Origin of the sequence: Micromonospora sp. D75 (assembly GCF_018070405.1) — a bacterium.
Taxonomy (GTDB): Bacteria; Actinomycetota; Actinomycetes; order Mycobacteriales; family Micromonosporaceae; genus Micromonospora; species Micromonospora chalcea.
In genome coordinates this window covers 1-12,327 of record NZ_JAGPXV010000107.1, presented here as the reverse complement: position 1 = coordinate 12,327, position 12,327 = coordinate 1, and the positions used below count along the sequence as shown (strand labels likewise).

The 12,327-nt window shown below is 72.9% G+C and carries 12 protein-coding genes, 1 tRNA gene and 3 pseudogenes; 9 read left to right on the top strand and 7 right to left on the bottom strand.

The window, feature by feature from the left end; genetic code table 11:
* Positions 1 to 785: 785 nt before the first annotated feature.
* Positions 786 to 1,661, bottom strand: a pseudogene (locus tag KBX39_RS33225) (hypothetical protein); the annotation flags it as partial.
* A gap of 104 nt (positions 1,662 to 1,765) precedes the next feature.
* On the opposite strand from KBX39_RS33225, the gene KBX39_RS09525 reads away from it, so the two are divergent.
* Together KBX39_RS09525 and KBX39_RS09520 are read left to right on the top strand one after the other, a co-directional pair.
* Entirely contained in the window at positions 1,766 to 2,431 is a 666-nt protein-coding gene (locus tag KBX39_RS09525) for a PASTA domain-containing protein (protein WP_069088776.1), read from the top strand.
* A 98-nt stretch (positions 2,432 to 2,529) separates the two neighbouring features.
* On the top strand, positions 2,530 to 3,375 hold the full coding sequence (locus KBX39_RS09520) for a PASTA domain-containing protein (protein ID WP_210870046.1): 846 nt from the start codon (positions 2,530 to 2,532) through the stop codon (positions 3,373 to 3,375).
* 24 nt (positions 3,376 to 3,399) lie between these two features.
* Here KBX39_RS09520 and KBX39_RS09515 read toward each other — a convergent pair whose 3' ends face one another.
* Together KBX39_RS09515 and KBX39_RS09510 are read right to left on the bottom strand one after the other, a co-directional pair.
* A complete protein-coding gene (locus tag KBX39_RS09515; protein WP_069088787.1) occupies positions 3,400 to 3,846 on the bottom strand; it encodes a hypothetical protein in 447 nt (148 codons plus the stop codon).
* 103 nt (positions 3,847 to 3,949) lie between these two features.
* The gene (locus KBX39_RS09510) at positions 3,950 to 4,237 is read right to left on the bottom strand and encodes a hypothetical protein (protein WP_210870045.1); all 288 of its coding nucleotides are present in this window, start codon (positions 4,235 to 4,237) and stop codon (positions 3,950 to 3,952) included.
* 610 nt (positions 4,238 to 4,847) lie between these two features.
* On the opposite strand from KBX39_RS09510, the gene KBX39_RS09505 reads away from it, so the two are divergent.
* From KBX39_RS09505 to KBX39_RS09495, 3 genes are all read left to right on the top strand, one after another.
* Entirely contained in the window at positions 4,848 to 5,729 is an 882-nt protein-coding gene (locus KBX39_RS09505) for a helix-turn-helix transcriptional regulator (RefSeq protein ID WP_043327628.1), read from the top strand.
* The gene (locus KBX39_RS09500; protein WP_043327627.1) at positions 5,699 to 5,920 is read left to right on the top strand and encodes a DUF397 domain-containing protein; all 222 of its coding nucleotides are present in this window, start codon (positions 5,699 to 5,701) and stop codon (positions 5,918 to 5,920) included. The genes KBX39_RS09505 and KBX39_RS09500 overlap by 31 nt, the downstream gene beginning before the upstream one ends.
* A gap of 136 nt (positions 5,921 to 6,056) precedes the next feature.
* Positions 6,057 to 6,455 carry a hypothetical protein gene (locus KBX39_RS09495; protein ID WP_174537833.1) on the top strand — a complete coding sequence of 133 codons (399 nt, stop codon included), beginning with the start codon at positions 6,057 to 6,059 and terminating at the stop codon, positions 6,453 to 6,455.
* Here KBX39_RS09495 and KBX39_RS09490 read toward each other — a convergent pair.
* The 4 genes from KBX39_RS09490 to KBX39_RS09475 form a co-directional block, all read right to left on the bottom strand.
* Positions 6,423 to 7,025: a hypothetical protein gene (locus tag KBX39_RS09490; protein WP_210870044.1), complete on the bottom strand. Its 603-nt coding sequence runs from the start codon at positions 7,023 to 7,025 to the stop codon at positions 6,423 to 6,425. The two genes, KBX39_RS09495 and KBX39_RS09490, sit on opposite strands and share 33 nt — an antisense overlap.
* A 93-nt stretch (positions 7,026 to 7,118) precedes the next feature.
* On the bottom strand, positions 7,119 to 7,925 hold the full coding sequence (locus KBX39_RS09485) for a WecB/TagA/CpsF family glycosyltransferase (protein WP_069088773.1): 807 nt from the start codon (positions 7,923 to 7,925) through the stop codon (positions 7,119 to 7,121).
* Positions 7,922 to 9,031, bottom strand: a complete 1,110-nt coding sequence (locus KBX39_RS09480; protein ID WP_051611303.1) for an NAD-dependent epimerase/dehydratase family protein — start codon at positions 9,029 to 9,031, stop codon at positions 7,922 to 7,924. The genes KBX39_RS09485 and KBX39_RS09480 overlap by 4 nt, the downstream gene beginning before the upstream one ends.
* 71 nt (positions 9,032 to 9,102) lie before the next feature.
* A tRNA-Leu gene (locus KBX39_RS09475) sits at positions 9,103 to 9,188 on the bottom strand.
* Positions 9,189 to 9,397: 209 nt separating this feature from the next.
* Here KBX39_RS09475 and KBX39_RS09470 point away from each other — a divergent pair.
* From KBX39_RS09470 to KBX39_RS34030, 4 genes and pseudogenes are all read left to right on the top strand, one after another.
* Positions 9,398 to 10,186 carry a DUF3662 and FHA domain-containing protein gene (locus tag KBX39_RS09470; RefSeq protein ID WP_026267912.1) on the top strand — a complete coding sequence of 263 codons (789 nt, stop codon included), beginning with the start codon at positions 9,398 to 9,400 and terminating at the stop codon, positions 10,184 to 10,186.
* A 6-nt stretch (positions 10,187 to 10,192) separates the two neighbouring features.
* Positions 10,193 to 10,678, top strand: a complete 486-nt coding sequence (locus tag KBX39_RS09465; RefSeq protein ID WP_210870043.1) for an FHA domain-containing protein — start codon at positions 10,193 to 10,195, stop codon at positions 10,676 to 10,678.
* Positions 10,675 to 12,120, top strand: a pseudogene (locus KBX39_RS09460) (PP2C family serine/threonine-protein phosphatase). Before KBX39_RS09465 ends, KBX39_RS09460 begins: the two are co-directional and overlap by 4 nt.
* A gap of 28 nt (positions 12,121 to 12,148) precedes the next feature.
* Positions 12,149 to 12,327 (top strand): annotated as a pseudogene (locus KBX39_RS34030) (FtsW/RodA/SpoVE family cell cycle protein); the annotation flags it as partial.

Below are 12,327 nucleotides of genomic sequence, written 5' to 3'. Positions count from 1 at the left end.
CCCGCCCTCCCGCCTCGCCGATCTTGGAGTTGTGGCGCCGGGGATGCCCTTGTTGGGCGGTTTGGGAGGCACCACAACTCCAAGATCGATGGGAGTGGGCGGGATTCGGGCGAGCGCTGAGGAGCCTCGGGGTACTACGAGGGCTTGTCTGAACGTGACGAAGGACCGTCCTGGCTGGTCTGCGGGTGGTCCAGGGCTTCGGGCTGGCGCTGCGGCGGGACGGCCCGACCCCGACGGCCGGTAGCCGACCGGGTGGCACGGCCCTTCTCCGTTCCGGTCCGGCCGACGGCTACGCCAGGCTCGGCTGCGGCCGTCGCCTCACGCGTGCCGGCCGAGGTGTCCGGTGCCTTGTCCGCCGACCGGTCCGATGCTGAACGGTCCGACGCCGACCGGTCCGATGCTGGCCGGCCGACCGCTGACGGGCTCGACGGATCGGCCGCCGACGGACCCAACGTGCCGACCGCTGACGGGCTCGACGGATCTGCCGCCGACGGACCCGACGTGCCGACCGCTGACGGGCTTGACGGATCTGTCGCTGACGGGCGGGCCTTCCGCGCCCCGAACAATCCGGTCGAGCGCCGGCGCGACACACCCGACGGGCGCTCACCGGAGCTGCCCGCCGACGACGTGCCGGACGGGTCCGACGCGGATCCGGCCGGCTCCGACGGCCCGTCCTTCGAGGCCGGGTCGCCGGTCGCCAGGTCGCCGGTCGCCGGGTCGGCCTCGCCGACGACCGGGTCCGGCTCGCCGGTGCGCTGGCGGGGGACGCTCACCCGCTCGGCGGCGCGACGCTCGGCGCGCTGGGCGAGCGCGGCCGTCAGCATCGAGCCGCCGACACCGGCGATCACCGCGTACGGGGCGATCAGGTGGGCCGACAACTGCTCGGCGGCGATCCCGGCGAGCCGCGGTACGGCGAGCAGGTACGCCAGTGCCACGAGCAGCGGTCCGGCCGCTCCGGAGGCGGCCGCGCCGACCCGTACCTCGGCGGCGCGGGCCGCGCGCCGGGCCGCCAGCACGCCGATCACGAGCGCGGAGAGCACCGACAGCAGCGCGCCGGGCCAGTAGAAGTAGTCGCGGATCCAGAACGCGCCTCGGTCCGCGCTGATCTGCCAGATGCCGAGTTGGGCGGTGGTCAGGCCACGGCCGGCGATCACCCCGTCGACCACCGACACGACGGCGAGCAGCCAGAGCCAGCCCGAGGTGGCGATGAGGTTGGTGGCGGCGGCGCGGGTGTGCAGCGCCCAGGTGGCGAGCAGCATCCCGAGAAGCAGTCCGGCTCCCGCGTACGCGGCGGCGACGGTCTGCGGCGCGGACACGTCCGGCACCTGGGCCGCCCGCGCCGGCACCGCCACCAGCAGTACGGTGACGAGCGCGCCGACAGCTGCGGCGAGCACCAGCGCGAACCGGGGCGGCCGGCCCTGCGACTCGTCGTCCCGGCCCCGCAGGCGCTGGGCGCAGACCGCGCCGGCGATGACCGAGGTCGCCGCGATCCAGGTCGCCCACGCGAGGCTCGCCACCCAGGCCGCCTCGATCCGTACCGCGCCGGTCGGCGCCCAGTTGATGATGCCCAACCCGTACCCGAAACCGAGCTGCGCGGCGCCCGCGCCGGCAGCGACGCCGAGCGCGGCGGCGGTCGATCCTCCCCAGCCCCGACTGACCATGCCGGGGAGCGTAACGTCCCGAGGTCGGCGCGGCGAGTCGTGGCGACACGCCGTGACCGTTTGGCAGCGGTGGATACGGTCGTCGATGAGCGGGGGCGGGGGACATGACGGACGAGCGGCGACCGGACGGCGACGGCACCGGCCCGGGACGGGCCCGGCTGTTCCTCGGGGGTGGCCTGGCAGTGGTTCTGCTGGCGGTGATCGGGGGCAGCGCCGGCTGGATCCTGGCCGGCGACCCGGACCGTCCGGCCGCCTCCGGCGAGGCCACGCCGGTTGTCACCGCCTCGACGTCCGCGCCGGCCACCACGCCTCCCGCGACCACGGCCCCGACCGGTACGCGGACGAGCACGCCCGCCGGGCTCACCGTGCCCGAGGTGGTCGGCGTCGACTTCGAGCAGGCCCGCCGGGAGTTGCGTGACCGCCGGCTCGGCTGGCGACTGGTCTTCGGCACCGGCGCCGGACGCTCGGTGGAGCGCGCCTCCCCGGCGCCGGGTACGCCGGTGAAGCGCGGCGTCACCGTCTCCCTGTTCGTGACCGGACCGGCTCCGGCGGTCAGCGTGCCCGACGTGGGTGCGCTGTCCTGCTCCGACGCCGCTGACGATCTGGTGGACGCCGGGCTCTATCCCCGCTACGGCACTGGTCGCCAGGGCCCGGTCACGGCACAGGAGCCGGTCGCGGGCAGCCCGGCGCGGTGGAACGACCAGGTGGTGCTGACCTGCGGCGACACCCGGTCCGAGTCGCCGTCCGCCACCCCGTCGCCGACTGGCTGACCGGCGCGGGCGCGCTGATCCCGGCCGACCTGGCGGTGGCCCGTTACGGTGGACGATCGAGGGCCGTGCGCCCCGTCCCGGTGGGGAAAGGACGTGCCATGAGCGACGACCGTCAGGATCCTCCCGCCGGTGACGCGGACGAGACCCGCGCCGTGCCCCGGCATCCGGCCGGGGAGGACGCCGACGCCACCCGCGCGATGCCGCGCGACTCGGGCGGAGAGGACGTCGACGCGACCCGCGCCATGCCGCGCAATGCCGCCGGGAGCGACGAGACCCGGGCGATGCCGCCGGACGCGGGCGGTGACGCAACCCGTCCGCTGCCCGGCGGGCCGTCGCGGCGTCCGTTGGACGCCACCGCACCGCAGGAGCCGGTGGGCGCCTGGTCCGGCCGGGCCGGGGTGCCGCCGCCGCGACCGGCCGGCTATCCCGAGCCCGGGGGCGAGTGGTACGGCGACGAGCAGGCCGGACGCCGCTGGTGGATGCCGATCCTGCTGGGCATCCTGGCGCTGCTCCTGCTGGGCTTGATCGGGGCGGGCGTGTGGCTGGCGCTGCGTGCCGCCGACCGGGACTCGGATCCGGGCACGGTGCCGTCGGCGGTGCCGAGCACCTCGGCGCAGACCAGTGCCGCCCCGACGAGCGCCGCGCCGAGCAGTTCCCCGCCGAGCACGCCACCCACGACCGAGGCGGTCGAGGTGCCGATGCCGCCGCTTGTGGGGCTGCCGGAGGCCGCCGCCCGGGCGGCGCTCGACCGGCTGGACGTGGACTACCGGGTGCAGCGGCGGGCGTCGGACCGGCCGGCCGGCACGGTGATCTCGACCGATCCGGAGGCCGGCTACCCGGTGGGTGAGGACGACCGGGTCACCATCGTGGTGGCCGTACCTGCGCCGCCGACCGCCGGCCCGAGCTCGCCGGGTTCCGCCCCGGCGACCACCACCACGCCCTGACGTCCACGACCGGCGTCGGAACGTTCACCACTGACGCCGGCGGGCGCCGACCAGCCCGAGGCCGGCGAGGGAGATGGCGAGCCCGAGCAGGCCGGAGTAGAACAGTGACCGGCTGAGGTCGTCGGTGGGGTCGGTGGGCCGCTCGGCGAGCGTGCCCTCGCCGCCTCCGGTGCCCGCGGGCGGCGCGTCGGCCTCCGGATCGTCCTCGTCCTGCGACGGATCGGTGGGAGACCAGCCGTCGTCCTCGCCGGCCGCCGCCCGGGCGTCCTCGCCGGATGCGGCTCGGCCGTCCTCACCGGCCACGGTGATCTCCGGGGCCGGTACCGGCTCGGCGAGCTGCTGGGTGGCGGAGAAGGCGGGGTGCCGCACCACGAGCGCGAGCGCGGTGGCCACGACGAGGAAGGCGAACAGCCCGAGGGCATAGCCGACACGGGACCGGTGGTGCCGCCGCGCGGCGGGCAGATTGACCATGACCAACCCAGGTTCAGGGTCCGTGGCGCGCGGGTGGAACATGCCGGGGTGGGCGTACCGATTCTATGGCGTCGGCACGCCCTCCCGACCGGGAATCGTGAGGTCAGCCCACCCGGACCGGACTCCGGACCACCGGGCGGCGGGCCGTCCGGACGGTGTGCTGCCGGGGGACCGGCGCAGCGTGGACCTGCTGCAACCCCTCTTCGAGTACGAAGATCGACCGCCGGTTGACCGCGTCCCCCGCCGCGTTCAACTCGTAGCCGTCGAGCCAGAGCCAACCGTCGTAGGTCGGCCAGTCGAGAATCCGGATCACCCGGAACATGATCGGTCGGAAGAACTGGACACTCGCCGCGCGCGTCACGTGCAGTACGTCACCGGAGCGGGGAAGCACATGGGCTCCTGGGGAGGGTCGGCCGGTCGTCGGGACCGGCGAGGCTGAACGAGGTCGGTGCGGTCCGGTGACGGGGGTCTGCCTCGTGGACCGGCGGTCGTTTGGCGGTGCTGGTCGGGCCGTACCCGCGGTGGCGGACCGCCACCCGACCATCACCCGGCTGCTCCCGGTTACCGCTCCCGCCGCCGCAGCCAAGCTGGCTTGCAGCGACGGGGTCTTCATTCCGGGGCAGGTCGCACGGCGCGGGACGGCTCCCCTCCGGCCGTCCCACGGACCGCGGTGTCACCACGCCCGGAGATCGTTCGAAGACGGTGAGTAACCCGTGCCATACGGACAGAGTGCTACAGCGACGTGCGACATGCAAGTTGCACGTCGTGTTTTGCGGATAGGTGAGGAGGACACGTGAACGGGAAACTTGAAGCGTCAGGTATCGGGGCGTCACACTGGACGCCGGTTTCGCCCGTCGCGGCCGGTCGACGACCGGCACCACCCCTGCCGCGAACGCTCGCCCGCCGCCCGCCGGTCGCGCCCGCGGTGGGTGCGGAATCGGGGCGCGACCGACCGGAGGTAGCCGGGTGACTGTGACGCAGTCGCGAGCCGAGGAGATGCCGTGACCGAACGGCGCAGCCCCACCATCCGGCGGCGCCGGCTGGGGGCGGAACTCCGCCGGCAGCGCGAGGCCGCGGGCATCACCATAGAAGCGGTGGCCGAGCAGTTGGAGTGCTCGGCGTCGAAGGTCTCCCGGATCGAGACCGGCCACACCACCGCCACGCCGCGCGACGTGCGCGACATGCTCCGTATCTACGGAGTCGTCGGCGCGGAGAGCGACGAGCTGGTGCAGATCGCCCGTGAGGCCCGGCAGAAGGGCTGGTGGCATCCGTACAGCACGGTGCTGGTCGGGGCGTACGTCGGCCTGGAGGCCGCGGCCAGCTCCATCCGGGCGTACGAGCAGCAGGTCGTGCCGGGGCTGCTGGAGACCGAGGAGTACGCCGGCGCGATGATCCGGGCGGCCCGGCCGGACTTCACCGCCGAACAAGTAGACCAACGGGTGCGTGTCCGATTGGGCCGTCAGTCGTTGTTGACGCAGGACGATCCGGTCGATCTGTGGGTGGTGCTCGATGAGGCGGTGCTGAGCAGGCCGGTTGGCGGCGACGCGGTGATGCGTGGTCAGCTCAAGCGGCTGGTGGAGGTGGCTGAACTGCCGAACGTGACAGTGCAGGTCCTGCCCTTCGAGGTGGGCGCGCACGCGGGCATGGACGGCACCTTCACGATCCTCAGCTTCCCCGAGCCGAGTGATCCCGATGTCGTGTACGCGGAGAACGCCACGGGTGGGCTCTTCCTGGAGAAGAGCGACGAACTGCAGAAGTACAGCTTCATCTTCGATCACATTCGAGCAGCGGCCATACGCCCGGAGGAATCCATCGCACATATCGCGAAACTGGCAGAGGAGCCACTGTGGAAATGGCGACCAAGGAGTTCCCCGTGGACCTGACGCAGGCGACGTGGTTCAAGAGCTCGAAGAGCGGGCCGAACTGCGACAACTGCGTGGAGGTCGCGTACGTGACCGGGGCGGTCGGGGTCCGGGACTCGAAGGACAAGACAGGCCCGGCCCTGATCTTCGCTCCGGACGACTGGCAGACCTTCGTCGCCCGCGCCCGGGGCGGCGCGTTCGGCCGGAGCTGACCGGCACCGCAGCGTGGTCCCGTCCGGCAGCGTTGCCGGGCGGGACCATTCGCGTCCGGACGCCGCACCCGTCGCCAGTTTCGATCCGCCTCGTTGAACCGCACGGATCGGCAACCGAACGAGGCAGGCGAGACGGATGACGACGATCGGTTCAGAGAACCTCACCAGCGGCCCGGGCAAGCCCGAGCGGTTCGGTGGCAAGTACCGCGGCGCCCGCCGGGACACCGTCCTCACCGAGGTGGTCTCCGGCGACGGCGAGGAGACCCGCGAGGGTGGCGTGCCCGAGCAGGCCGCGACGCCGCTGTCCCTGCCGTCGCTGGACCCCAACCCGCTCACCGAGCCGTCGTTCCCGCCGAGCGGCTGGCCGATCGAGCAGCAGGAGTCCCTGGTGGACCATCCGCTGCTGCGCGGTCTGCTGATGGAACTGCCGCCGAAGGGCAGCGTCCCTCCGCCCGGCTGGCTGGACCGTTGGTTCGAGGCGACCCGCGCGATCCTGGAGCTGCTATACGTGCAGGGCGCGAGCCGGTCGCGCTGACACCGGCTCGGCCGCCGGCATGGCCCGCTCGGCGAGTCGGTTGTGCCGCAGCGCGTGGCGTACCCCGATCGCGCACACACCGAGCACCGCGACGGTGATCACCGGGCCGGCCACTCCGGGCGCGGCGAGCAGGTCGACGCCGAGCGCCGGCAGCACGGCCACCAGCACCGCGAGCGCTGTCGCCTGCAACGGCAGCGCGATCAGCGGATGCGCCGCGGCCGCGCGCAGCCCGTGCGGGGCGGGCGTTCCCGGCGCCGCCGCGAACGCGCCCGCGCCGGAGCGCAGCCGCCGGACCCGCCGTACCGTGCAGGCCGCCACCACGGCCGCCGGCGCCGCCGCGAGGCCGAGCGCGGCGGCGGCCCGGTCCACAGCGGTGTCGCCGGCGCTCTGCAGGCCCGCGGCGAGGACCGCCGCGGTGAGCGCGAGGCCGGTCAGCACCAGGGCGGACAACCATCCGGTACGCCGGCGCAGCGCGCGGGCGCGGTCGAGCCCGGGCAGGCCCTCCGCGACCAGTCCGGCGGCGAGCCAGACGGCGGCGACGGGAAGCAGTACGGCGAGACGGTCATCCATGCCCCCCAGCCTTGCCCGTTTCGACGTTCGCCGAATCCGGGACGGCACCCCGGTTCGTCCCGTATCCGGGCCCGTAGGGGTCGTCGGGGCGGCTCAGACGTCGAAAGTGGCCGGTCGGGTGGTGGCCGGCGCCGGCGGGGTGGCCTTCCACAGCCCGGTCTTCTGGGCGGCGAGCCGGGCCAGGTAGGCCGGGTTGAGGATGACGTACCGGCGCCACAGGCGCTTGGGCTCCAGGCCGAGGCGCCAGAACCACTCCAGCCCGGCGCGCTGCATCCACGGTGGCGGGTTGCGCAGCAGACCGGCGTGGTAGTCGAACGCCGCGCCGACAGCCATCAGCGGCATGTCCAGCAGCGGGCGCATGGCGTACGCGAAGACCTCCTGGCGCGGGCAGCCCAGCCCGACCAGGACGAGGCGGGCGCCGCTGGCCCGGATCCGGTCGGCGATCTCGGCGTCCTCGCCCGGGGTGGCGGCGCGGAACTTGGACGGTTCGACCCCGGCGATCTTCAGCGCGGGGAACTTGCGCTCCAGCGCCGGGACCAGCCGGGACAGCGTCTCCTCGGTGGAGCCGTAGAGGTAGACCGGCAGCCCTTCCTCGGCGAACCGGGCGAGCACCCGCAGGGTCAGCTCCGGCCCGTAGACGCGGTCGGTGAGCCCGGCGCCGTGCAGCAGGTTGAGCGCCCAGCGCACCGGCTGCCCGTCCGGGGTGACCACGTCGAACGAGTTGAGCCGGGCGTTGTGCGCCGGGTCGAGTACGCCGGTCATCACGCCGTGCACGGCGAGCGCGGTGAGCGCCAGTGGGCGGCGTTCGTGCGCGGCCGAGACCACGGCCTCGGTGGCCCGGGCGTAGTCGGTCGCGTCGACCCCGACGCCGAGGACGTTGCGCTTGGTCCCGGCGCTCATGCCTTCGGCACCCACTTGTCGACGTTGGCCTCGTAGATCTCGCGGAGGATCATCGGCACGTCGTACGTGATCTTCCAGGACGGGTAGTGCTCCTCGAAGCGGGCCATGCTGCTGACGTACCACTGGTGGTCGCCGGTGCGGGCCTGCTCGACGTAGTTGATCCGGGCCTCGCGGCCGGTGATCTCCTGGGCGATCCGGAACGCCTCGATGTGCGAGGTGTTCGAGTGCCGGCCGCCGCCGAGGTTGTAGACCTGGGCCGAGCGCGGCTCGCGGAAGAACGCCTCGAACGCGGTGAGCACGTCGTGCGAGTGGATCGCGTCCCGGACCATCTTCCCCTTGTAGCCGAAGAGGTTGTACGTCCGGCCCTCCATCACGCAGCGCATCAGGTACGCCAGGAAGCCGTGCAGCTCGGCGGCGGAGTGCGCCGGGCCGGTCAGTGTGCCGCCCCGGAAGCAGGCGGTCTTCATGTCGAAGTAACGGCCGTACTCCTGGACCATCACGTCCGAGGCGACCTTCGAGGCGCCGAAGATCGAGTGCAGCGACTCGTCGATCGACATGTCCTCGGTGATGCCGTCGTACCAGCGGTGGTCCTCGGGCAGCTCGTAGCGGGTCTCCAGCTCAATCAGCGGCAGCGAGTTGGGCCGGTCGCCGTACACCTTGTTGGTGGAGCAGTGGATGAACGGCGCGTCGATCGCATGCCGCCGGGTGTACTCCAGCACGTTGAGCGTGCCGCCGGCGTTCACGTCGAAGTCGGTGAACGGCTCCTTGGCGGCCCAGTCGTGGCTCGGCTGGGCGGCGCTGTGGATCACCACGGCGATGTCCTTGCCGTACCGCTTGAAGACCTGCTCCAGGCCGTCCCGGTCGCGGATGTCCACGGCGTGGTGGGTGTACGCGGAGCCGAGGTCGGCGGCGAGCCGGTCCAGGCTCCAGGCGGTCGAGCCGTCCTCGCCGAAGAAGTACCGCCGCATGTCGTTGTCGATGCCGACCACGTCGAGACCCAGTCCGGCGAAGTGCCGGGCCGCCTCGGAGCCGATCAGACCGCCGGAACCGGTCACCAACGCGACAGTCACACGCCACTCCTGGTCCGTGGGAGGCAGGGAAACCATCGGAGCATAGCGTGACGTCCGAAACGCCCCGATACGAAGCAAGGGCCCCGCTGTCTGCGGAGCCCTTGTTCTGGTGGGGATGGGGGGAGTTGAACCCCCACGTCCTTTCGGACACACGGACCTGAACCGTGCGCGTCTGCCATTCCGCCACATCCCCGTGGCACGACCCGGAACACCATATCGCATCCCGCGCCCGCCATCTGCGACGGGTGCCGGGACATATTACGCTGTCCACTGGCCACGCCACGAACGATCACCGCTCGTGGCGGGCGAAACTTTAGCACGTCCGCGGGCCTGGTCACGAACGGGCCGACGGCAGCCGGCCGAGCGGCGTGTGAGCTGCGGAGGCGGTGTCCGGATACCATCATTGCCTCGGGACCCGAGGAGGAGCCGGTGAGCGTGCTGCAACGCTTCGAGAAGCGTCTGGAAGGCCTGGTCGAGGGGGCCTTCGCCAAGGTCTTCAAAGGGGTGGTCCACCCCGTGGAGATCCTCAACGCCATGCAGCGGGAGGCCGAGGCGCACAAGGCGATCCTGGCCGGTGGGCGCACCCTTGTGCCCAACCGCTACGTGATCGATCTCTCGCCCTACGACCACAGTCGGCTGGCGCCGTACGCTGCCGCGCTGGCCCAGGAGCTGGCGCAGTCGCAGGCCGAGTTCATCGGCGAGCAGGCGTGGACGGTCTACGGCGACGTGATCGTCGAGGTCGAGCGCGGTGAGGGCCTGGACACCGGCATGTTCCGGGTCACCGCCGAGGTCTACACCGGCGGGGACGTCGCCCCGGTCTCCGCGCCCGGCGGCTACGACGCCGGCCCGGCGTACCCGGCGTACGACCAGGGCGGCGGCTACGGCCCTCCGCCCGGTCACGGCGGTGGCCGCAACGTCCGCCTGGTCTCCGGCGACGGCCGCACCTACCCCCTCCAGATGGGCTCGACCGTGATCGGCCGCGGCGACCAGGCCAACCTGCGCCTGCCCGACGTCGGCATCTCGCGACGCCACGCCCGGCTGGACTTCGACGGCGGACAGGTCGTGCTGACCGACCTGGGCTCCACGAACGGCACGATGGTCAACGGCCAGCGCGTCTCGGCGGTCGCCCTCAACCCCGGCGACATGATCCAGCTCGGCACCACGACGCTGACCTTCCGCGTGGACGGCTGATCCCCGTTGCCGGAGCTCGTCATCACCGTCGCCCGGTTCGGGTTCCTCATCCTGCTGTGGATCTTCGTGTTCACGGTCGTCGGTGTGATCCGCCGGGACCTGTTCGCGGGCGCCCGGTCGGTCCGCCTGGTGGCCGCGCCGCGGGGGATCGGCGCGTCGACCGGGCAGGCGGGGAAGCCGGCGAAGGCCAAGCGCGGCCGGGCCGCCCACCAGCTCGTGGTCACCGCCGGCCAGCTGGCCGGCACCCGGATCACGCTCGGCGAGGCCCAGATCACCATCGGCCGGGCGGAGGACTCGACGCTGGTGATCACCGACGACTACGCCTCGGCGCGACACGCCCGGCTGGTGCCCCGTGAGGGGCAGTGGTACGTCGAGGACCTCGGATCGACTAACGGCACCTATCTCGATCGCGCTAAGGTCACCGGACCAACCCCCGTCCCCCTCGGCGTGCCGATCCGGATCGGCCGCACTTCCCTCGAATTACGGCCATGACTCTGACCCTGCGCTACGCGGCCCACAGCGACCGCGGTCTGATCCGAGACGGCAATCAGGATTCCGTCTACGCCGGACCGCGGCTGCTCGCCGTGGCCGACGGCATGGGCGGCATGGCCGCCGGTGACGTCGCCAGCAACATCGTCATCGGTGCCATGGCGCCGCTCGACGAGGACGTCCCCGGTGACGCCCTGGTCGACGCGCTCCGCTCCGCCGTGGGCACCGCCAACCAGCAGCTCCGCGACACCGTGGACGCCAACCCGCAGCTGGAGGGGATGGGCACCACGCTCACCGCGACCCTCTTCTCCGGCAGCAAGCTCGGGATGGTCCACATCGGTGACTCGCGGGCCTATCTCCTGCGCAACGGTGAGTTCGCGCAGATCACCAAGGACGACACGTACGTCCAGATGCTCGTCGACGAGGGCCGGATCAGCGCGGAGGAGGCGAGCAGCCACCCCCAGCGCTCGCTGCTCACCCGGGCGCTCGACGGCCGCGACATCGACCCGGAGTACAGCGTCCGGCAGGTGCTGCCCGGCGACCGCTACCTGATCTGCTCCGACGGGCTCTCCGGCGTGGTCAGCGCGGACACCATCGCCGACACCATGCGGGAGTACCCCGACCCGCAGCGGTGCGTGGAACGCCTGGTGCAGCTCGCGCTGCGCGGCGGCGGCCCGGACAACATCACCGTGATCATCGCCGACGCCACCGACCAGGACATCGTCGAGGCGTCCCCGATCGTGGGCGGCGCCGCCGCCCGGGACCGCGGCATGGCGACCTCGGCCGACGACTCCACCCCGGCAGCCCGCGCCTCGGCGCTGTCCGCGCCCCGGCCACCCGTCCCCGAGGAGCCGGCGGACAACCGCGACGACGAGCCCGACGGCCGGCGCCGCCGACCGCTGCGCACCGTCGCGATGGTGCTGGCGCTCGCGGTCATCGTCGGCGGCGGCGTGTTCGGCGGCTGGACGTAAACCCAGCGGCAGTACTACGTCGGCGCCACCGACGACGGCCAGCTCGCGGTCTTCCGCGGCGTGCCCGGCCAGGTCGCCGGGCTGGACCTGTCGAACGTGCACGAGCGCAGCGACGCCCGGCTCGACGACCTGACGCTGGCCGCCCAGGAGCGGGTGAAGCAGGGCATCCAGGCCCGCAACGAGCCGGACGCCGAGCGCCGGCTGGCGGAGCTGACCAGCGACGACCCGGGCAACCCGAACCTCAAGCCGCTCTGCCCGCCCGACCCGACGCCCGGTGTGACCGGTCCGACGCCGGTGGCCACCACCGACCCGCTGCCCCCGCCGAGCGGCAGCCCGCTCCCGTCCACGCCGCCCGTGGGCGCGTCGACGCCCACCCCCGACGCGCCGACGCCGACGTTCACCACCACGCCCGACGCCGTTCCCTCCGACACCGTTCCGCCGGCCGATCCGGCGGGTTGCCGGTCGCCGCAGTGAGTGCCGGCTCGATCCCGAGGACGTATCCGTGACCGCAGCCGCCGTACCGGCCGCCTCGCCCGCTTCGACGGGCGAGCAGTCCGGCGTACGCCTGGCCCGGTCCCGGCGTAACGCCGAGCTGTCCCTGCTCCTGCTCGCCATGGTGCTCGTGGCGGCGTACGCGGCGATGGTCGAGGCGAAGGCGCTGGACACGATCACGTCCGACTT

Excerpts from the sequence above, each read along its gene's own strand:
- KBX39_RS09525 (WP_069088776.1), top strand. The coding sequence starts at position 1,766 with ATGACGGACGAGCGGCGACCGGACGGCGACGGCACCGGCCCGGGACGG.
- KBX39_RS09520 (WP_210870046.1), top strand. The coding sequence starts at position 2,530 with ATGAGCGACGACCGTCAGGATCCTCCCGCCGGTGACGCGGACGAGACC.
- KBX39_RS09515 (WP_069088787.1), bottom strand. The coding sequence starts at position 3,846 with ATGGTCAATCTGCCCGCCGCGCGGCGGCACCACCGGTCCCGTGTCGGC.
- KBX39_RS09500 (WP_043327627.1), top strand. The coding sequence starts at position 5,699 with ATGGCGACCAAGGAGTTCCCCGTGGACCTGACGCAGGCGACGTGGTTC.
- KBX39_RS09495 (WP_174537833.1), top strand. The coding sequence starts at position 6,057 with ATGACGACGATCGGTTCAGAGAACCTCACCAGCGGCCCGGGCAAGCCC.
- KBX39_RS09490 (WP_210870044.1), bottom strand. The coding sequence starts at position 7,025 with ATGGATGACCGTCTCGCCGTACTGCTTCCCGTCGCCGCCGTCTGGCTC.
- KBX39_RS09485 (WP_069088773.1), bottom strand. The coding sequence starts at position 7,925 with ATGAGCGCCGGGACCAAGCGCAACGTCCTCGGCGTCGGGGTCGACGCG.
- KBX39_RS09480 (WP_051611303.1), bottom strand. The coding sequence starts at position 9,031 with ATGGTTTCCCTGCCTCCCACGGACCAGGAGTGGCGTGTGACTGTCGCG.